The 18,656-nt window shown below is 53.7% G+C and carries 18 protein-coding genes and 1 riboswitch; of the genes, 8 read left to right on the top strand and 10 right to left on the bottom strand.

Features of this window, described 5'->3' with window-relative positions; all coding sequences use genetic code 11:
* Positions 1-91: 91 nt before the first annotated feature.
* Positions 92-1,987, bottom strand: a complete 1,896-nt coding sequence (gene parE, locus LMS44_RS08225) for a DNA topoisomerase IV subunit B (protein ID WP_009287735.1) — start codon at positions 1,985-1,987, stop codon at positions 92-94.
* Between the two features lie 266 nt (positions 1,988-2,253).
* Positions 2,254-3,936, bottom strand: a complete 1,683-nt coding sequence (gene pgi, locus LMS44_RS08220; protein WP_498947226.1) for a glucose-6-phosphate isomerase — start codon at positions 3,934-3,936, stop codon at positions 2,254-2,256.
* 159 nt (positions 3,937-4,095) lie between these two features.
* Between pgi and cmoA the strand changes: the two genes are divergently transcribed.
* From cmoA to LMS44_RS08195, 5 genes are all read left to right on the top strand, one after another.
* Positions 4,096-4,839, top strand: coding sequence for a class I SAM-dependent methyltransferase (gene cmoA / locus LMS44_RS08215; protein ID WP_498947225.1), 744 nt, complete (start codon positions 4,096-4,098; stop codon positions 4,837-4,839).
* A gap of 2 nt (positions 4,840-4,841) precedes the next feature.
* Positions 4,842-5,870, top strand: coding sequence for a tRNA 5-methoxyuridine(34)/uridine 5-oxyacetic acid(34) synthase CmoB (gene cmoB / locus LMS44_RS08210; protein ID WP_498947224.1), 1,029 nt, complete (start codon positions 4,842-4,844; stop codon positions 5,868-5,870).
* A gap of 145 nt (positions 5,871-6,015) precedes the next feature.
* A riboswitch (TPP riboswitch) is annotated at positions 6,016-6,119 on the top strand.
* Positions 6,120-6,176: 57 nt separating this feature from the next.
* Positions 6,177-6,740, top strand: a complete 564-nt coding sequence (locus LMS44_RS08205; RefSeq protein WP_022524007.1) for an NUDIX hydrolase — start codon at positions 6,177-6,179, stop codon at positions 6,738-6,740.
* A 63-nt stretch (positions 6,741-6,803) separates the two neighbouring features.
* A complete protein-coding gene (locus tag LMS44_RS08200; RefSeq protein ID WP_022524008.1) occupies positions 6,804-7,775 on the top strand; it encodes a thymidylate synthase in 972 nt (323 codons plus the stop codon).
* Positions 7,776-7,818: 43 nt separating this feature from the next.
* Positions 7,819-8,553 (top strand): class I SAM-dependent methyltransferase, encoded by a 735-nt coding sequence (locus LMS44_RS08195; RefSeq protein ID WP_041158013.1) that lies wholly within the window; start codon positions 7,819-7,821, stop codon positions 8,551-8,553.
* Between the two features lie 149 nt (positions 8,554-8,702).
* Here LMS44_RS08195 and LMS44_RS08190 read toward each other — a convergent pair whose 3' ends face one another.
* The 4 genes from LMS44_RS08190 to LMS44_RS08175 all read right to left on the bottom strand — a co-directional run bounded on the left by LMS44_RS08190 (position 8,703) and on the right by LMS44_RS08175 (position 12,141).
* A complete protein-coding gene (locus LMS44_RS08190; protein ID WP_041158012.1) occupies positions 8,703-9,377 on the bottom strand; it encodes a zinc metallopeptidase in 675 nt (224 codons plus the stop codon).
* Positions 9,378-9,462: 85 nt separating this feature from the next.
* Positions 9,463-10,581 carry an App1 family protein phosphatidate phosphatase gene (locus LMS44_RS08185; RefSeq protein ID WP_138800039.1) on the bottom strand — a complete coding sequence of 373 codons (1,119 nt, stop codon included), beginning with the start codon at positions 10,579-10,581 and terminating at the stop codon, positions 9,463-9,465.
* Positions 10,581-11,144: a type 1 glutamine amidotransferase domain-containing protein gene (locus LMS44_RS08180; protein WP_498947223.1), complete on the bottom strand. Its 564-nt coding sequence runs from the start codon at positions 11,142-11,144 to the stop codon at positions 10,581-10,583. Before LMS44_RS08180 ends, LMS44_RS08185 begins: the two co-directional genes overlap by 1 nt.
* Positions 11,145-11,253: 109 nt before the next feature.
* On the bottom strand, positions 11,254-12,141 hold the full coding sequence (locus LMS44_RS08175) for a substrate-binding domain-containing protein (RefSeq protein ID WP_498947222.1): 888 nt from the start codon (positions 12,139-12,141) through the stop codon (positions 11,254-11,256).
* A 171-nt stretch (positions 12,142-12,312) separates the two neighbouring features.
* On the opposite strand from LMS44_RS08175, the gene LMS44_RS08170 reads away from it, so the two are divergent.
* The 3 genes from LMS44_RS08170 (at position 12,313) to LMS44_RS08160 (ending at position 14,620) form a co-directional block, all read left to right on the top strand.
* The gene (locus LMS44_RS08170) at positions 12,313-13,017 is read left to right on the top strand and encodes an ABC transporter permease (protein WP_138800038.1); all 705 of its coding nucleotides are present in this window, start codon (positions 12,313-12,315) and stop codon (positions 13,015-13,017) included.
* Complete coding sequence (locus LMS44_RS08165; RefSeq protein ID WP_498947221.1) at positions 13,014-13,745, top strand: P-loop NTPase family protein; 732 nt, start codon at positions 13,014-13,016, stop codon at positions 13,743-13,745. The genes LMS44_RS08170 and LMS44_RS08165 overlap by 4 nt, the downstream gene beginning before the upstream one ends.
* A gap of 65 nt (positions 13,746-13,810) precedes the next feature.
* Complete coding sequence (locus LMS44_RS08160) at positions 13,811-14,620, top strand: ABC transporter substrate-binding protein (protein WP_498947220.1); 810 nt, start codon at positions 13,811-13,813, stop codon at positions 14,618-14,620.
* A 195-nt stretch (positions 14,621-14,815) separates the two neighbouring features.
* On the opposite strand, the gene cysN is transcribed toward LMS44_RS08160, so the two are convergent.
* From cysN to LMS44_RS08140, 4 genes are all read right to left on the bottom strand, one after another.
* Positions 14,816-16,258: a sulfate adenylyltransferase subunit 1 gene (gene cysN / locus LMS44_RS08155; protein WP_498947219.1), complete on the bottom strand. Its 1,443-nt coding sequence runs from the start codon at positions 16,256-16,258 to the stop codon at positions 14,816-14,818.
* Positions 16,258-17,256 carry a sulfate adenylyltransferase subunit CysD gene (gene cysD, locus LMS44_RS08150; RefSeq protein WP_009287723.1) on the bottom strand — a complete coding sequence of 333 codons (999 nt, stop codon included), beginning with the start codon at positions 17,254-17,256 and terminating at the stop codon, positions 16,258-16,260. Before cysD ends, cysN begins: the two co-directional genes overlap by 1 nt.
* 187 nt (positions 17,257-17,443) lie before the next feature.
* Entirely contained in the window at positions 17,444-18,208 is a 765-nt protein-coding gene (locus LMS44_RS08145; RefSeq protein ID WP_161463474.1) for a phosphodiesterase, read from the bottom strand.
* Positions 18,208-18,654, bottom strand: coding sequence for a DUF1249 domain-containing protein (locus LMS44_RS08140; protein ID WP_022524019.1), 447 nt, complete (start codon positions 18,652-18,654; stop codon positions 18,208-18,210). The genes LMS44_RS08145 and LMS44_RS08140 overlap by 1 nt, the downstream gene beginning before the upstream one ends.
* Between the last annotated feature and the right edge of the window lie 2 nt (positions 18,655-18,656).

The following is an 18,656-nucleotide window of genomic DNA, read 5'->3' as shown; positions in this document are numbered from 1 at the left end:
ACGTCTTTTTAGTATGTAAGCTCTACATTCAACTATCGGCTAAAGTACGCGTTACTGTAACAACGGCTTGTTAACGCTTGTCTGCTTTTACCTACACTTCGATATCGGCAAGATTGCCGTAATCTTCCAGCCATTTTTTGCGATCACCGGCACGCTTCTTGGCCAGCAGCATATCCATCATTTCCATGGTGCCGTCGCCGACGGTCAACGTCAGTTGCACAAGGCGACGGGTTTCCGTCGACATGGTGGTTTCACGTAGCTGTAGCGGGCTCATCTCACCCAGACCTTTAAAGCGCTGCACATTAGGTGTGCCACGCTTATTGGCCAGTTGCTTGAGAATGGCGGCTTTTTCGCTCTCATCCAGGGCGTAGTGCACTTCTTTACCCAGATCGATACGGTAAAGAGGTGGCATGGCGACATACACATGGCCTGCGTCTACCAGGCTCGGAAAATGGCGTACAAACAGCGCGCACAGTAGCGTGGCAATGTGCAAGCCATCGGAGTCGGCATCGGCGAGAATACAGATCTTGTGATAGCGCAGCTTTTCCAGATCAGCGCTGCCGGGGTCAGCGCCAATGGCGACGGCGATATCGTGCACCTCCTGGGAACCGTAGATATCGTGGGTTTCCACTTCCCAGGTATTCAGGATCTTACCGCGCAGGGGCAGTATCGCCTGGGTCTCGCGGTTACGCGCCTGCTTGGCACTGCCGCCAGCGGAGTCCCCTTCGACCAAAAACAGCTCACTCTGGGCAGGGTCTTGGCCGGAGCAGTCCGCTAGCTTACCGGGCAAGGCCGGGCCGGACGTGACCTTTTTACGGGCGACTTTTTTGGCTTTTTTCTGGCGATTTTGCGCCGCGCTGATGACCAGCTCGGCAATCGCTTCGGCTTGATCCACATGGTGGTTCAGCCATAGCGAGAAAGCATCTTTAACCACGCCGGAAACAAAACCGGCAATCGTGCGCGATGACAGCCGCTCTTTGGTTTGCCCGGCAAACTGCGGGTCGAGCATCTTCACTGAGAGCACAAAGGAGGTGCGCTCCCAAAGGTCATCAGCGGTGAGTTTGATGCCGCGGGGCAACAAGTTGCGGTATTCGCAGAATTCCCGCAGCGCGTCCAGCAGCCCGGAACGAAAGCCGTTTACATGGGTACCGCCCTGAGGGGTGGGAATAAGGTTAACGTAGCTCTCCAGCAGCGCTTCGCCGCCTTCTGGTAGCCATTGAATCGCCCAATCGACACCGTGCTCGTCGTCATTGAAGTGGCCTACAAAAGGCTCCTTGGGCAGTACTTCATAACCATCGGTGGCTTCAACTAAGTAGTCGCGCAAACCATCGGCGAACTCCCACTCTGTGGAAGTGCCGTCAGGTTCTACCAGCGTGACTTTCAAGCCGGGACACAGCACCGCTTTGGCACGCAGCAGGTGTTTCAACCGGGTTAGCGCTAACTTGGGGCTATCGAAGTAGCTCTCATCCGGCCAGAAACGCACCAAAGTGCCACTTGCCCGCTTGGGGGCTTTACCAATTTCATGCAGCTCTTCGACTTTCTCACCGAACTCGAAGGCCATGGCATGGCGTGCCCCATCCCGGGTAACTTCGACATCCAACCGGCGCGATAGCGCATTAACCACCGAGACACCTACCCCGTGTAGGCCGCCGGAGAAGCGGTAGCTAGTGGAGGAGAATTTGCCACCCGAGTGCAATTTGGTAAATATCAGTTCAACGCCCGAAACACCGTGTTCAGGGTGTAGGTCGATGGGCATACCACGGCCATTATCCTGCACCTCAATCCCGCCGTCGCTATGCAGCACGACGTTAATCATGGTGGCGTGGCCCGCTAGCGCTTCATCGACGCTGTTATCAATCACTTCCTGAGCAAGGTGGTTGGGGCGTGTGGTGTCGGTATACATACCGGGACGCTTACGTACCGGCTCGAGGCCCGACAGGACTTCGATGGAACTCGCGCCGTACTGAGAGGCATCAAACTGAGTCATGTAACGTCGGTTCCCTGAAAAATCGTACTGGCAGCCATATTGATTGCTGAAACGAGTGATTGGCGGCTGGCAAAGAGGCACAGGATAGCGGAAAAGCAAAAAGCTGTATATCTAGCCATGCTTCATGCTTGTTACCAGGGGCGCCGGAGATAGGTCGCAGAGGAGGTCATTTGCCATGGATGGCAAATGTAGCGCCCATGGATGGGTTTACAGCGCCTCCTCGTAGACCTGTCGCCGGGTTAGCCCCAGCTCGCTATCTGCTTAATTCACTCCTGCTCAGCCGCCCAAAATGCTTCAATCAATCCCTTACTAGAAGCATCCATCCGCGATAGATCTCCCTCATGGTCGATAATCTTTTGAGTATCCGTGGCAATCTGTTTGCCTAGCTCAACGCCCCACTGATCGAACGGGTTGATATCCCAAATCACCGCCTGAACAAAGACTTTGTGCTCGTAAAGCGCGATAAGCGAACCAAGGGTCGCTGGGGTGAGCTGGTCAAGCAGCACCGTCGTCGAGGGCTGGTTACCACGATAACGCTTATGCTCTGGCCGTGGGCCGTCGTCCTCCAAAGCGTCATCACCAAGCATTAATACGCGGGACTGCGCAAAACAGTTGGCCAGTGCCAAGCGATGCTGGGTTTTAAGATGGCGGCGGGTATCCGGGTCTTCCACCTCATCGTACCGCTTGAGCGGCGCGATAAAATCGCACACCACTGGTTGAGTTCCCTGATGTAATAGCTGATAAAACGCGTGCTGGGCGTTGGGGCCCAACTGCCCCCAGAGCACAGGGCAGGTGGAGTAGTTAATCGGCTGGCCTTGACGGGTAACCGACTTGCCGTTGGACTCCATCTCAAGCTGTTCAAGATAGGCGGCGAAATACTCCAAGCGCCCATCGTAGGGCAGAATGGAGTGCGCGCGGATATCCAGGAAATTGACATTCCAGATGCCCGCTAACGCCAGCAGTACGGGCAGGTTTTCCGACATTTCTGCCTCAGCGAAATGGCGATCCATGGCGTGCGCGCCGGCTAAAAACTCGCGGAAATTCGCCATCCCTACCACCAGCGCAATGGGTAAACCAATGGTGCCCCATAGCGAGTAGCGCCCGCCGACCCACTCCCAAAAGGTTAACTGGTGATCCTCCGCAATGCCCCACTCGGTCATTTTCTCAGGGCTCGCCGACACACCAATAAAGTGCTGACGCACCACCAGTTCAGCGCTAATCGGCGTCGCGCCATGCTGCGTTAAGCGACTAAGTAACCACTCCCGAGCGGTGTTAGCGTTAGAGAGCGTATCGATGGTGGTGAACGACTTGGATGACAATACAAAGATAGTGGTTTCAGGATTCAACCGGCTCAGATAGTCCGCTAACTGCGAGCCATCCATGGTGGAGGCAAAATGCACCTCAACCGGATGAATATCTTTGGGTCGGAAATCTGCCAAGGCATGGGTGACCATTAGTGGGCCTAGATCTGAACCGCCTACGCCCAGGTTAACCACATGCCGAATCGGCTTGCCGGTGGCACCACGCCACTGGCCTGCGTGCAGTCTGCTGACCAAGCGCTCCATTTGGGCAAGGCTTTCATGCACGGCAGCGACGATATCTTCCCCCTCAACCTCCAGCGTCGCATCGGCGGGTAAACGCAGCGCCGTATGTAACGCCGGGCGGTTTTCGCTGACATTCACTCGCTTACCGCTCAGCAGCGCTTCAATAGCAGAGGGTACGCCCGCTTCACTGGCCAGCGTAAACAGATGCTCGAGCGTATCGTCATCCCAGCGCTGCTTGGAAAGATCCAGGGTCAAGCCCGCCACCTGGCGAGTAAAGCTCTCCCAGCGGGAAGGCTCGGTGCCAAACAGCGTTTTCAAATGGACATGCTGCAGCGTTTCAGCGTGATGCTTTAACGTTTGCCATGCGGGTAACGTATCGGGTGTAGCGCTTGATGCTGAGGCCATTTAGCTTCTCCAGTGGCGTCGATCCTTGCAGCGGGGCTTTTTAAGCAGGTTAATAAACTTAAACAGGGCTGTTCTATGTAAGTCTGTGCTAGACAGGCCTGTTCTCGTCAATTAAGGGCGCGTAAACTAGCACGCCTTTTCCATGATCCCGGCTTGCCCATGAGTGATGCATCTTACCGTGACGCTATCTTTTCGACACCCCTTGACCGAGTCGCGCGGTTCTCTTTCGACGAAAAGGTGGTCGCTTGCTTTCCTGACATGATCCGCCGATCGGTACCCGGCTACGGGCAAATTCTCGGCATGTTGAGCTTAATTGCCCAGCGCCACCTGCGCCATGGCGCCCATGTCTATGATTTGGGCTGCTCGCTGGGCGCTTCCGGCCTTGCGCTGGCAGGGGCGCTGGCGCCTGACGCCTTTCGCTATACGGGCGTTGACCTATCGCCCGCCATGGTCGCCCAGGCTCGGCAAACCTTTGCTGACGAGTGCCCAGCGTACGCTATGCAGGTCGAAGAAGCCGACATTCGTACCCTAGAGTATGCGTCTTCGGGCATGATCATTCTCAATTTTACCCTACAGTTTCTACCCGCCGCCGACCGCGATGCACTACTGGCGCGGCTTTATGCAGCGCTGGAACCCGGCGGCGTGATGATCCTCTCGGAGAAAACCGTCGACGCCGACGAGCGCGACAACGCCTGGCGGGTAGAACGCTACCACGATTTCAAGCGCGCCAATGGCTACAGTGATCTGGAAATCAGCCAGAAGCGCACCGCTCTTGAGAACGTACTGGTGCCGGATACCCTCGATGCACTTCATGGTCGTTTGAAACAAGCAGGTTTTCCACGTTCGATGACCTGGTTCCAGTACCTTAACTTTGCCTCGCTGATTGCGTTTAAGGAGGGTTAAAGGTGGCGCCACTACCCGACGATCATCGCGCAATTTATCAGGCGTTTTTAGATCAAGCCACGCTTGATGCCTCGCTAACGCCCTGGCTAGCGAAGCTACCCGAGCAGTTAGCTCACGGGCTTGACCGTAACCGCCACGGCGATTTATCCGCCTGGGAAAAAGCCGTGGCCAAGCTTCCGGCGCTGCCCGCTGCGCGGCGCGTGGATTTAAACAGCGACACCGTCAGCGTTGATCTCGATCTTAGCGATAGCCAGCAGCGCCAGTGTTTTAACCTGCTAAGAAAACTCGCCCCCTGGCGAAAGGGCCCTTTTCAACTGGGTGGCATTCATATTGATACCGAGTGGCGCTCGGACTGGAAGTGGCAGAGAGTGGCTCCCCACTTGGCGCCGCTAAAATACCGTAAGGTACTCGACGTGGGGGGTGGCAGCGGTTACCACGCCTGGCGGATGGCTGGGGCAGGGGCTGCTTTCGTATTAGTAATTGACCCTTCGCCGCGCTTCTACTGGCAATTTCAGGCGGTACGCCACTTCGTCGGCGATACCGATGACGGCAGAACGCAGTTTTTACCAGTGGGTATAGAAGATGTGCCGGAGAACCTGGGCTTTTTCGATACGGTATTTTCCATGGGCGTGCTCTACCATCGCCCTGCCCCGTTGGAACATCTTCAGCAGCTAAAAGCCGCGTTAGTTCCGGGCGGCGAGCTGGTGCTAGAAACCCTGGTAGTCGAAGGCGACGAGCAGACCGTATTTGTGCCCGGCGAACGTTACGCCGCCATGCCCAACGTCTACTTCCTGCCCTCTTCTCAAGCACTCTGCCACTGGCTGGAGCGCTGCGGCTTTACCAACGTGCGCGTGGTCGATGAAGCCGTTACCACGTTAGACGAGCAGCGCTCGACGGAGTGGATGACCTACCAATCGTTGGCTGATTTTCTCGACCCCAACGACCGCACCCGCACCATTGAAGGCTACCCTGCACCGCGGCGGGCGGTGATTTTGGCGAATAAGCCGGGCCAATTAGCCGTTAGCCGTTAGCCGTTAGCCGTTAGCCGTTAGCCGTTAGCCGTTAGCCGTTAGCCAAGTGTGCGAAGAAGGTGTCAAAACCGCCCCGGCGTCCGCCAAGCCGCCGCATTGAATTGCCCCCCAAATATTGACTTATACTAAAACTCATAGTAATAGTAACTTTTCCGAGGGGTGCCTGTTATTCAGGCTGAGATGGAGTTATCCAAACCCTTTGAACCTGATCCGGCTGATACCGGCGTAGGAACGGACATAAACCATATATGAATCTGTTTTGACACCTACGCCTGTATTATCCGAATCTCAATGCAGGAGTGTATCGTGTCGCAAGGTAACTCAACGCCCGCTAACGCATCTACGCTCAGTAGTACCTCCCCTTTTAACACGTCTGATAAAAACCGCCTGAACTCCGTACTTGCCAAGCCACGCTTGGCAGCAATCGCCGTAACTCTGCGTAATAATGAAGTTCTCCTCGTCCAACGCAGTAAAGAACCTCAACGGGGCACTTGGGGCTTCCCCGGAGGATCAGTGGAACCGGGAGAAAGCCTACATTGTGCAGCAAAGCGCGAATTAATGGAGGAAACCGGTATCACAGCATTGGTAGGACCGTTAATTGATGTAGTAGAAGTAATCGGATATGACCCAGAGGGAAGTCACCACCACTTCGCCTTGGTTGCCCTTTTATGTCACTACGTTGATGGCGAGCTACGGCCTGGTGATGATGCTGCGGACTGCCGCTGGGCGAAAGTTATAAACGGAAAACTCAACTTCAATGAAGCCTTAGCTGATCACGTCGCAGATACTGTCGTGAAAGCCTTTAATTTGCACAGTTTGATCGTCAAAGAAAAATCAAACGCGATTCACAGCTCCAATTCAGCTTTTTAAACTACTCGCCATCATTCGTATCAGCAAAATACGCCTCTTTGTCCACCGAAAGAGATGAATATAATGATGCACAAACATTATACGAATTTCACCAGCCTCTACAGAGATACACTGCATAAAATCTGCTTTGAATATGAATATGTTAACTCACCTAGAGGAAATAAAGAGCGAGAACTCATTGGCTTCAATATCCGACTCGACAATCCTCCTGATCGTTTTTGTCTAAGCAAAATACGCAAACAAAATATTGTTTTTAATTATGCAGAAGCGTTATGGTATTTATCAGGTAAAAACGACTTAGCATTTATTTCCTGGTACGCCCCTTCAATGCAACGCTACAGCCCAGATGGTATAAGCTTACCTGGTACTGGTTACGGAGCTCGTCTTAAAAACTTTGGTGCAGACACGCTCGATCAAATCGAACGAGTGATTGATATCCTTAAAAATGACGATCCCGACAGTAAGCGCGCTGTCCTTCAAATATTTAGTGCGGAAGAAGATCTTTATCGACGCAATATCGACGTTTCATGTACCTTGGGTCTTCAGTTGCTACTCCGCGAAGAAAAGTTGAACATGGTCAGCTATATGCGTGCAAATGATGCCTACGTTGGCATGCTGAACGATATTTTCTCTTTTACTTTCTTGCAAGAGTATATTGCTGCCCGCATAGGCTGCAAAATCGGTCACTACACACATCAAGTTGGTTCTATTCACGTCTATGAAAGCACACATGAGCGTGCGCTTGAACTTTTGAATAGTAATGAAACTATACCCCAGCCAGGCACAGTACCTTTAATGCCAATTGGCACCTCCCCGACTACCATACGCAAACTATTGGAATATGAGTCAGAGATCCGTAGCGGCTTGTTGACGTTTAATGATATGGCTAATCTTAACCTAACGACGTATTGGCGAGATGTGCTGATGTTGTTCTGGATCTATCGCCAAATCAAGATAGGGAATGCGCTGCCTCAAAAGGCGTTAGAGATAATTAACCCCTACTATCAACCGTTTCTTATTAATCGCTGGGGATAGTACAAGCATTCATACATGAGCAAATATTAGGGGATTTATTTTTATGAATACTAATTGGACTGAACAAAATATCGCCGAGCTTTTTGACGCTTATGATGATTGGGTGGAGAATGCTTTTGGCTATCAACCACTCATCGCGGAGTTAACCTGCTCTTATGGCAAGGGAATTAGTGTATTGGACTACGGCTGTGGCAGCGGCAAAGTGTCCAGAAGATTAAGAGACGACGGATTCGACTATGTCACCGGTGTTGACATCTCTCCAACAATGATTGAAAAAGCAATATCCGCAGGCACTAACCGTCTTCGCTTTGAGCAAATCCATGGTCCAAATTTGCCATTTCCTGATAACAGTTTTGAAGCTGTCATTAGTTGTTTTCTGTTTATTAACATTCCCGAAAGACGTGAACTAGTACGCATCACTACGGAAGTAATGCGCGTACTTAAACCTGGCGGCTCCTATTACATCCTCGACACTCATCCTCAAACCACCGGAGTCGATTATCCGACCTACCGCAATGGAGAGCATGGTATTTCCTATCAAGACGGAGATAATCGCCCAGTCTACCTCACGATACCGGGAAGGCAGCAACCATTAGAGATTGTCGACAAACAATGGGGTTTATCCACATATCGAAATACATTCGCCGCAGCGGGGCTTTCACTAACCACAGAACGTAATCTACCATTTGACAATTCGCAGTTGCCAGTTCATACGAATGAATTCCGCACTCTACAGGACACAAAACCCTATATTCTACTGCGCGCCACAAAGCAATAAAGACAGACAATAGGTATTAACTAAGTGCCTATGAAAAAGTAAATCAGGTATAAATATCTAGTAAGCTACTGATTTTTTTATAACCTTTAATGCACGAAAAATTATGCATAGACACTTAGTGGCACTGAAAACACAGCTTCAATACACGCTCACCGCCGCAAAATCACCAGCCAGCGCCCCAGGTTCATAACACTGGCCAGCGAGGCGGCCACGTAGGTAAACGCGCAGGCGGTGAGTACGTGCCGGGCACCGGGCATATCGTAAGGCGGGACGTACTCTTTCAAGAGCGGCAGCGCCCGGTTAAAGCTGGCATCAAACTCAACTGGCAGGGTCACAAAATGCACCAGCGCCGCGGTGCCAAAGCTGATCACCGCCATGGCAATTACAATGGCTAAACCACCCGGCAGACGCGTCAATAAAAACAGAAAAGGTGCAGCCATCATCAGTACAGCGCCGAGTTTCTCAGCTTTTTGGGCAACGCCGACTAAGCGGCTACGCGCCAGTAGCGGCGCGTAACCCTGGTGATGCTGAATGGCGTGCCCTACTTCATGGGCAGCCACCGTGACGGCCGTTAGCGAACGCCCATCGTAGTTATCCGGAGAAAGACGTACGCAGCGGGTTTCAGGATCATAATGGTCACCGAACTCAGTGCGCTCAACGCTTGCGCCCTCAATGCCTAGTCGGCGCAGCAAATGATCGGCAAGCTCTGCACCCGTGCCCGGGTAATCGTCACGACCGCGGGTATGGCGTTTAAGCACCCACTTGGCCCAAACATTGGGGAGCACAAATACCGCCAGCGCAAAAATGATCAGCACAACAACCATGGCAGTCCCTATCTACAAACAACCGTCGTTAAACACACTTCTTTCGCAGCGTACTTTTACCATGGGGACTGACTTGGCAACAGCGTTATACGGGATCGTTGCGATGCTCTTCCACTTCGCGCTGTACTGCCGCTAAGCCATGGGCGGAGATATCACCCTGGGCGTGGGCGTGTTCGGCAATTAGCACGCTATCCGCGGCAAGCACTAAATCACACTGGGTGCCGACTAACTCATCCCGCAACCGCTGGATCGCCTGCTCGCGCTTGGGGTTTTTATCCACTCGACGAATGTAAATCGCTTTAATACGATCCGGGTAGGCTTTCACGATTTCAATATATACTTCTGGATCGTGCTGACCGCTGTCGCCAATGAGAATACACGGCATATCTTTATAAAGCGTCAACATACGGTCGATCAGTTCGCGCTTATGCTCTTCTGCGCGGCGCGGCCAGGGCTTGCGTAAAGAGACGCCCCATTCGCGTAAAAAAATAATCGGCCCAACGGGGATGCGGTTGATCTGAAAAAAGGTTTCGAGCATTTCGTATATCGCCCAAGGGCCACGGGATACATACAAAATGGGCCGCTCAGCGCGTTCACTAACGCCACGATGTAAAGCTTGATAAAGCGGCGCAACCCCAGGGAAAGCGGTGCGGCGATGAGGCTTTTTAACAAATAAGCGGTAAAGCATTTTGAGCTTTTCTGCCACCCCGGTAAACATAACGGTGTCATCAATATCACTGATGATCAGCAAATCCGCCTCTGACGGAGGTACATAAACTTCTACGTGAGTACGTACCGGCGTCTGCCCCGAGCAATGCACTAGAATATCGGCGCGGTGCCAGGAGACATCAATGGGCAGGGTGTGACTAATCGGTAAGTGGACGTCGAAATAGCCATCTCGATCCGTGCCGACGCAGAGCTTATTTTCGCCGATGTGAATTTCTACCTGCGCATCGGCCAGCCCCCGGCGTAAAACGCGCCGTGCCACGTCCGCAGTATCGCGTAGCATGCCATGGCGAGGAATGGCTCGACCTAATGCGGCTTGGCGAAACACCCGGCCCATGACAAAAACTTCACGTTGGGAACCATAGCCGCGGTAAGGATGAACCACCATTCCGCCGCGGCTACTGTCTCCTTTGATAGGTTTGGCAATAACGTGGACAAGCCTTTTGATAAAGCTTGTCCACTGACGCAATACGCTCATCAAGCATGTTGACCGGAGTGACGCCCTTCCTGCAGCTCTTCGAGTAACTTGGCGTTAAAGGCATCCAAGTCCTTCGGCGTACGGCTGGTCACAAGACCGCTGTCCACAACAACTGGCTCATCGACCCACTCAACGCCGGCATTGCGCAAATCTTGCGCGACGCTGTGTACCGAGGTCATGCGGCGGCCTTCAACCACGCCCGCATTAATTAAAATCCACGGCGCATGGCAAATAGCAGCAACAGGCTTACCTGCCTGGAAAAACCCTTTTACAAAACTCAAGGCATCGTCGTTAATGCGCAGTTCATCGGGGTTGAATAAACCACCCGGCAGTACCAAGGCGTGGTAGTCAGACTCACTGGCATCAGCAAGGGCTTTATCGGCTTCATAGGTGTCGCCCCAGTCGGTTTCCGCCCAAGCGCGGACTCCTTTACCGTCGGGGGTGACCACATGAACCTCAACACCCTCTTTCTGTAAGGCGGCGCGCGGTACGCTCAGCTCAGACTCTTCAAAACCAGCTGCCGTTAAAATAGCAACACGCTTACCGTTTAGTGCTTGTTTCATCATGCTCTCCTTTTCGTGATGATTTGCGTTAGTAACGCCCCACTAGTGTGGCGTATATTGAATCAGGGTCAAGCTCTCCTACTGACGCCGCAGGTTAGCGAATAGCGCGCTAGGCGTTATGCACAATCCTTCCTAGTTCAGCAATATCATAACCTCCTAACTGTGTTGCCCTCTCGGCAAAACGCGCTTGATGAGCAAACGCCAACAGGCGCTGTATTGAAGGTTCGAAATAACTGCGCCGCTGCATAATTAAATCAAACGGCTCATCGCAAAGTGTAACGAAGCCAAGGTGCTGGCGATGGGCGGCGGCTTCAACCCCCAGCCCAACATCTGCCTCACCCTGCCCAATGCTAAGCGCCAAATCATCTTCACTTAAGGAGGCATGGGGCGCCCAGTTGATCGCCGAGCTTTCAATGCCTGCTTGTTGTAGCAAACAGTGCAGCAACCGTGCTGCTCCAGCGTCGGGCTGGCGATGCGCCACGTGGATCCCGGGCCGTTTTAAATCATTTAGCCCAGAGATGCTCATCGGGTTGCCAGCGGGTAAAAGCAGCCCTTGGCGGCGCTTTGCCCAGTGCACTATCAACAGATCACGCATGCCGCTTAAGCCGAGCGCGCTGGGTTCGTTATAGCGCTGAGTAGAAGCATCCAGCAGATGAATGCCCGCCAACATCGCCTTGCCGTCAAGCAACCGCCGCACGCCGTCGCCACTGCCTTGGCAGAGCATCGCCAAATCAGAGCCGCTTTCCCGAATAGCCCACTCCAACAGTGGATCCTGGCTACCGGCTGCTACTAGCGGCACTGATAAACGCTGCGCCTGATCGCCTTCTAAATGGTTCAGCACCCATAAATCGATCTGTTGGCGGGGAAACAGCAACTTTCCCGTTACCCGACTACAGGGAATCTGGCCTTGGCGCACCAAGTCATACACCTTGCGCTCTTTTAAACGCAAATAGTCAGCGACTTCTGCGGTGGTCAGGTAAGTATGTGGTTCAGACATCGCAAGGTAGCCTCGCTGGGTAAAATGCAAACCTCTTTTGTATTTTAACTGCATATGACTGCATAAATTTCAGGACGCAGTGCATTAAGTCATTTTTCGATACATCATGCCAATTCTCAGATAACAGTTTTCCTACAACAGCTCTTCATACAAAAGTGAAACCGACGCTCAATGCTCACCAGTGATAATGCTTTTAGTACTGCTCTCACCCTGATCCTGAGTATGGATAGCGCGCTAATCTCCATCGTGATGCTCTCGCTGCAGGTATCGCTGATGGCGGTATTGATTGCCAGCCTGATAGCCCTGCCCTTAGGCGCTGCTCTGGCGCTATGGCGCTTTCCTGGACGTAACGTCGTGATTGTCGCCCTCAATGCCTTGATGGGCTTACCGCCAGTCGTGGCAGGGCTTTGTGTCTACCTACTGCTTTCGCGGGCAGGCCCACTGGGTGAATGGGGGCTGCTGTTTACGCCAACAGCGATGGTGATAGCCCAAGTGATTCTGGTACTACCCATTATTGCCGCCCTCACCCGCCAGCAGGTTGAAGCGCTTCACGGAGAGTATGACGAGCAGTTGAACTCACTGGGGCTAACGCGCCTACGCATGATCCCCACCCTGCTATGGGACGCACGCTTTGGGCTGTTAACGGTGATCCTGGCAGGCTTTGGCCGCGCCAGCGCCGAAGTGGGCGCAGTGATGATTGTGGGCGGGAACATCGACGGCGTCACCCGCGTGATGACCACCAGCATTGTGTTGGAAACCAGCAAGGGCAACCTGCCTATGGCCCTTGGCTTAGGGATCATTCTGCTCGCCCTGGTCACCATGATTAACGCGATTGCCCACATAATCGGCGAAACGGCGAAAAGGCGGCTGGGATGAACGCACATCATACGCCCCCCGTCGCCACCCTTGAGCTCGACAGCGTGAGCTTTATCCATCGCGGCCATACCCTGCTTAGTCCCACATCGATGCGCCTTGCAGGCTGCCAGCGAACGCTAATAATGGGGCCGAACGGTGCGGGCAAAAGCCTATTAATGCGTCTAGCTCACGGCCTACTAACGCCCTCCAGCGGTTCGGTTCGCTGGCAAGGGGTTCAGCCCGCGCAAGCCATGGTTTTCCAACGCCCTGTGCTGTTACGCCGCTCAGCGCTGGATAACCTGACCTATGTGCTAGCCATTAACAAAGCGGCTCGACCAGAACTGAAAGCATTACCTCGAAAAGTCCAGGCGATGAGTGCCCTTGAAAAGTTTGGCTTAGCACACCTAGCCAAACGGCCTGCGCGGGTGCTTTCCGGCGGAGAGCAGCAGCGTTTGGCGTTAGCACGGGCCTGGCTGCTCAACCCCCAAGTGCTGTTTTTAGACGAACCCACCTCGGCGCTCGACCCCGCCGCCATCAAGGCCGTTGAAGATGCCGTACTGGAGTTTCATCACAGCGGTACACGTATCGTTATGACCACTCACGACTTGCACCAAGCACATCGCTTAGCCAATGACGTGGTGTTTTTGCACAACGGCGAACTACTTGAACACACCCCTGCCCGCGACTTTTTTACCGCCCCCACCTCACCTGAGGCGGGGGCGTTTATTCGCGGCGAGTTGGTCTGGTAGCTCCAATATAAGTGAGCCCTAGGATTGAAGAAAAACGATTCATGAAAAGCGATCAAGGAGCAAAAATGAACAAAACTACCGCATTCATCACCGCAGGCACCCTAGGGCTGACCTTCAGCGCTACGCTGATGGCGGCCGATGACTACATTACCCTGGCCTCCACGACCTCTACCGAAAACTCTGGCCTGTTTGACGCCATCATCCCCGCATTCAGCGAAGAGACCGGGATTGATGTGCACGTGGTCGCCGTGGGCACCGGCCAGGCATTTGAAATTGGTCGCCGTGGCGATGCGGATAGCCTGCTGGTTCACGACACCGCAGGTGAAGAAAAGTTTGTGGCCGATGGCTACGCCACAGAACGCTTGAATGTAATGTACAACGATTTCGTGATTGTTGGCCCGAGCGATGACCCTGCAGGCATTAGTGATAGCGACACCGTTATCGATGCCATGCAGCGCATTGCCGAGAGCGAGTCCCCCTTCGCCTCACGCGGGGACGATAGCGGCACGAACCGCGCGGAATTGCGCTTGTGGGAAGACGCTGGGGTCACGCCTCAGGGCGAGTGGTACCGCGAGCTGGGTAGTGGCATGGGCCCTACGTTGAATACCGCCGCGGGTATGAATGCCTATACGTTTACCGACCGCGCCACCTGGGTCGCCTTTGACAACCCACAAGACCTTACCTTGCTGTTTGAAGGCGATGAAGCGCTATTCAATCAGTATGGCAGCCTATTGCTCTCGGCAGAGCGACACCCGCATTTGAAGCACGACCTCGCCGCCCAGTGGCACGAGTGGCTGGTTTCTGAACAGGGCCAGCAAGCGATTGCGGATTTTGAGGTAGATGGTCAGCAGCTGTTTTTCCCTAATGCTGAGTAAATCTAATCACCTACCGCCATTGCGAGTAGCTTGCGACGAAGCAATCTCATACCGGCGATGGCACTAACTTTGAGATTGCCGCGCTGCGCTCGCAATGACAAAAGCAAGATTGCCGCGTCGCTTCGCTCCTCGCAATGACATAAGGAGAACTCCTCGCACGGATGTGAGGAGGCTCATGACCGGAGCTTATGCCGGTTAGCGGCTGAATAAACCGCTGATATCTTTCGCTTCCCAGTGAGGGAAATGCTTACGCACTAGGGCATTCAAGTCACGCTCAAAGTCGGCCCAATCGGTGGCGTTTGAAGCATTGCCTGGGGCGCTGGCGGTACCGCGGATCATACCGGCGCCTACGGTCACGTTGGTCAGCCGATCAATGATGATAAAGCTACCGGTACCGGGGCTGGTGCGGTAATCATCCACGGGAATAGCAGCTGTCAGTTCCACGTCGCAGCGGGCAATAGCATTTAGCCCCAGCGAGTGAGTGGCATGCTTCTCCAGAGTATTGACGTCGATTTGGTAATCAATCGCACTGATCTGACCGGAAAGATCGCGGGTCGCCAGTTTGAAATCGTAGAGCTTACCTGGCGTTAACGCCTCTTCCTGCATCCAAACAATATCGGCTTTAAAGGTGTTGGAGAGCGGCAGTTCGCTATCCGCTGCCACCAGCCAGTCGCCACGGGAGATATCGATTTCATCTTCCAGAGTCACAGTGATCGCCTGACCTGGATAAGCGGCCGCAAGGTCACCATCAAAAGTGACAATCCGTGCAACCCGCGACGTTTTACCCGATGGAAGTGCCTTAACGGCTTGACCAGGACGTAATACACCCGCGGCTAAGGTGCCGCAGTAACCGCGAAAATCAAGGTTCGGGCGGTTAACGTACTGAACCGGTAAACGCAGATCGCTGAGGTTCTGGTCGCGGGTAATCTCGACACTCTCTAATAGCTCGATCAGCGTTTGCCCCTGGTAAGTATCGCTAAAATACCAGGGCGTTTGTTCGCTACGATTGACCACGTTGTCGCCATTCAGTGCCGACATCGGCACAAAGCGAATATCCGGTGCTTGGAGGTTAGTGGCAAAGGCGCGGTACTCATCGACTATCTCGTTAAAGCGCTGCTCAGAGAAGTCCACCAGATCCATCTTATTGACCGCAATCACCAGATGCTGAATACCTAGCAGGTCGGCAATAAAGCTATGGCGGCGAGTCTGGGTCTGCACACCGTAGCGGGCATCGATCAGGATAATCGCCAGGCTGGCGGTTGATGCCCCCGTGGCCATATTGCGGGTGTACTGCTCATGCCCAGGCGTATCGGCGATAATAAACTTGCGCTTATCGGTAGAGAAAAAGCGGTACGCCACATCGATGGTAATGCCCTGCTCACGCTCTGACTGCAGCCCATCCACCAACAGCGCCAGATCAACGGTATCACCAGTAGTACCACTGGTTTTAGAAGCCTGAGTGATCGCCGCCAGTTGATCTTCAAAGATCATTTTCGAGTCGTGAAGCAGACGGCCAATCAGCGTCGATTTGCCGTCGTCTACGCTACCGCAGGTGATAAAACGCAGCAGGTCTTTGTTTTCGTGCTCGTGCAGGTACTGCTCGATATTATCGGCGATTAAATTAGATTGGTGAGACATCAGAAGTACCCCTCGCGCTTTTTCTTCTCCATCGAACCCACCTGGTCGCGGTCAATGGCACGGCCACTGCGCTCGCTGGTTCGGGTCAGCAGCATCTCTTGAATAATTTCCGGAAGCGTCGCGGCTTCGGATTCCACCGCGCCGGTTAGCGGGTAGCAGCCAAGCGTTCGAAACCGTACCGACTTCATTTCCGGCACTTCGCCAGGTGCTAACGGCATACGGTCGTCATCGACCATAACTTGCATACCGTCGCGCTCGACTATGGGCCGCTTGGCCGAGTAGTAGAGCGGCACGATGGGAATCGACTCTAAGTAGATGTACTGCCAGATATCCAGCTCGGTCCAGTTAGAGAGTGGGAACACGCGGATCGATTCACCTTTATTGACCTTAGCGTTATATACGTTCCAAAGCTCAGGGCGCTGGTTCTTGGGATCCCAACGGTGATACTTATCACGGAACGAGTAGACGCGCTCTTTGGCACGCGAGGCTTCTTCATCACGACGCGCGCCACCAAAGGCCGCATCAAACCCATACTTATCCAGCGCTTGCTTGAGCGCCTGGGTTTTCATGATATCGGTGTATTTGGCGCTGCCGTGGTCGAACGGGTTGATATTGGCTGCCCGCCCCTCTTCGTTGGTGTGCACGATCAGTTCCATACCCGCCTCTTCAGCCATGCGGTTACGGAACTCGATCATTTCGCGAAACTTCCACGTGGTGTCCACGTGCATCAGCGGGAATGGCGGTGTACCGGGGTAAAAAGCTTTGCGCGCCAAGTGCAGCATTACCGACGAATCTTTACCGATGGAGTACATCATCACCGGGTTGGCGAACTCGGCGGCAACTTCACGGATGATATGGATAGACTCGGCTTCTAATTGCTTGAGGTGGGTCAAGCGCGCGGCATCAGGGGCATTAAAAGCCTCCCCCTGCGTCGCTGAAGATGAAGAACGCGTCTCTGAAGACCGCTCTTTTGACGACAATGTAGACAATTGGGTCATGGCCCCTTACCTCACAAGAACAAGCTCGTCACACAAGCTAAAATCAGCGTACGTTATAGATAAATGTACGTTCGAATGTGAGTAGGGTAACGCCGAGCCGGTAATAACCCAAAAGAATTAATAACTATCTTTTTATTCCTAAAAAACCTATCCAGAAATGGGAGAGAAATAAGAGAGCAATTAACGTCTAATCAATGCGCTCTATCCAGCTCTGCCACTCGCTTCCCTGGGCATCGCTATACGCCAAATCGATAACCCGATAGCCAGGGCGGGAAGCTTCATCAATGGCAAACTGCTCGGCACCGGGCAGAAACTGATCGGCCATCGCCGGGCAGCCATAAACATCAATAGTGGCCTCACCTATGCCTCTACCTGTGCCTAAAATATGATGCTCGGCGTAGGCTTGGTGCGCGTGACCAAACAGGATGATCTTGACGTGCGGGTGTTTACTTAGCAGTTGCCAAAATGCGTCGCGATCTTGTAGGCCAATGGCATCCATCCACACCGCGCCGACGTCCACCGGCGGGTGGTGCATGGCTATCAGCGTGGGCCGGTCATCGTTCTCTAACTGTTCAGCGAGCTTAGCTAGCCGCTCGCTTCCCAGTTCACCGTGGGGTTTGCCCTCCACCTGGGTATTGAGCAACAGGATGCGCCACGAATCCAAGTCCACTTGTTCAACCATCGGCCGCTCGGCCGCCATGAACTCGGGCTGATCGTGATTACCCGGCAGCCAGTACCAGGGGCAAGGCAACTGCTCCAGCGCCTGCACCGCCAAGGCGTAGGAAGCGGCCGATTCATCCTGGCTAATATCACCAGTAAACAGCACGATATCGGGCTTTTCGGCGACAACGGCATTCAACACCTGCTGAAACTGCCGCCAGGGTATGCCCGCCCGGGAACGCGCTTCGATATCCGCATAGAGATGGGCGTCGGTAATTTGCACCACACGCATTAGGGCATCTCCGGCACGTCGACCGTGTGACCGTGGGCAAGGCCATGAGCCAGCCACTCGCCCAAGAAGCGGTTGAGTTGAAGCTTCTCATCCGGCTGATGCATCCGGGCATTGGGGTAGCGGTAGCGGCCACTAAAGTGGCGCTCGCGCTGAAAGTCGGTCACTTCCGCCATGCGTACATCGTGATAAAGATGTACGCGCATACGCGGCCCTTCCAAAACGGTATCTAGTGGGCCGGTCTGAGAAACATTCACCATGGTGGTGTAAGGCGCCTGCTCTTGAATATACAGATGCAGATCACCGAAATGCTGTTTATCACCGCGCAAGGCAATATCGCGGCGCTGGCCGGCCTCCATATCGCCCACCAGGCGCACCAAACGTAAATAGTTGGCGCTGCACTCCCCTTGGAGCGATTTTAAATCGGTGACATAGGCCGTTCTCGCCATGT

It is taken from the genome of Halomonas profundus (assembly GCF_020865425.1).
GTDB classification, from domain to species: Bacteria; Pseudomonadota; Gammaproteobacteria; order Pseudomonadales; family Halomonadaceae; genus Vreelandella; species Vreelandella titanicae.
The sequence above is the reverse complement of the archived record's forward strand: the minus strand, read 5'-3'. Positions and strand labels throughout refer to the sequence as shown.

Excerpts from the sequence above, each read along its gene's own strand:
- parE (WP_009287735.1), bottom strand. The coding sequence starts at position 1,987 with ATGACTCAGTTTGATGCCTCTCAGTACGGCGCGAGTTCCATCGAAGTC.
- pgi (WP_498947226.1), bottom strand. The coding sequence starts at position 3,936 with ATGGCCTCAGCATCAAGCGCTACACCCGATACGTTACCCGCATGGCAA.
- cmoA (WP_498947225.1), top strand. The coding sequence starts at position 4,096 with ATGAGTGATGCATCTTACCGTGACGCTATCTTTTCGACACCCCTTGAC.
- LMS44_RS08200 (WP_022524008.1), top strand. The coding sequence starts at position 6,804 with ATGATGCACAAACATTATACGAATTTCACCAGCCTCTACAGAGATACA.
- LMS44_RS08195 (WP_041158013.1), top strand. The coding sequence starts at position 7,819 with ATGAATACTAATTGGACTGAACAAAATATCGCCGAGCTTTTTGACGCT.
- LMS44_RS08190 (WP_041158012.1), bottom strand. The coding sequence starts at position 9,377 with ATGGTTGTTGTGCTGATCATTTTTGCGCTGGCGGTATTTGTGCTCCCC.
- LMS44_RS08185 (WP_138800039.1), bottom strand. The coding sequence starts at position 10,581 with ATGAGCGTATTGCGTCAGTGGACAAGCTTTATCAAAAGGCTTGTCCAC.
- LMS44_RS08180 (WP_498947223.1), bottom strand. The coding sequence starts at position 11,144 with ATGAAACAAGCACTAAACGGTAAGCGTGTTGCTATTTTAACGGCAGCT.
- LMS44_RS08175 (WP_498947222.1), bottom strand. The coding sequence starts at position 12,141 with ATGTCTGAACCACATACTTACCTGACCACCGCAGAAGTCGCTGACTAT.
- LMS44_RS08170 (WP_138800038.1), top strand. The coding sequence starts at position 12,313 with ATGCTCACCAGTGATAATGCTTTTAGTACTGCTCTCACCCTGATCCTG.
- LMS44_RS08165 (WP_498947221.1), top strand. The coding sequence starts at position 13,014 with ATGAACGCACATCATACGCCCCCCGTCGCCACCCTTGAGCTCGACAGC.
- LMS44_RS08160 (WP_498947220.1), top strand. The coding sequence starts at position 13,811 with ATGAACAAAACTACCGCATTCATCACCGCAGGCACCCTAGGGCTGACC.
- cysN (WP_498947219.1), bottom strand. The coding sequence starts at position 16,258 with ATGTCTCACCAATCTAATTTAATCGCCGATAATATCGAGCAGTACCTG.
- cysD (WP_009287723.1), bottom strand. The coding sequence starts at position 17,256 with ATGACCCAATTGTCTACATTGTCGTCAAAAGAGCGGTCTTCAGAGACG.
- LMS44_RS08145 (WP_161463474.1), bottom strand. The coding sequence starts at position 18,208 with ATGCGTGTGGTGCAAATTACCGACGCCCATCTCTATGCGGATATCGAA.
- LMS44_RS08140 (WP_022524019.1), bottom strand. The coding sequence starts at position 18,654 with ATGGCGAGAACGGCCTATGTCACCGATTTAAAATCGCTCCAAGGGGAG.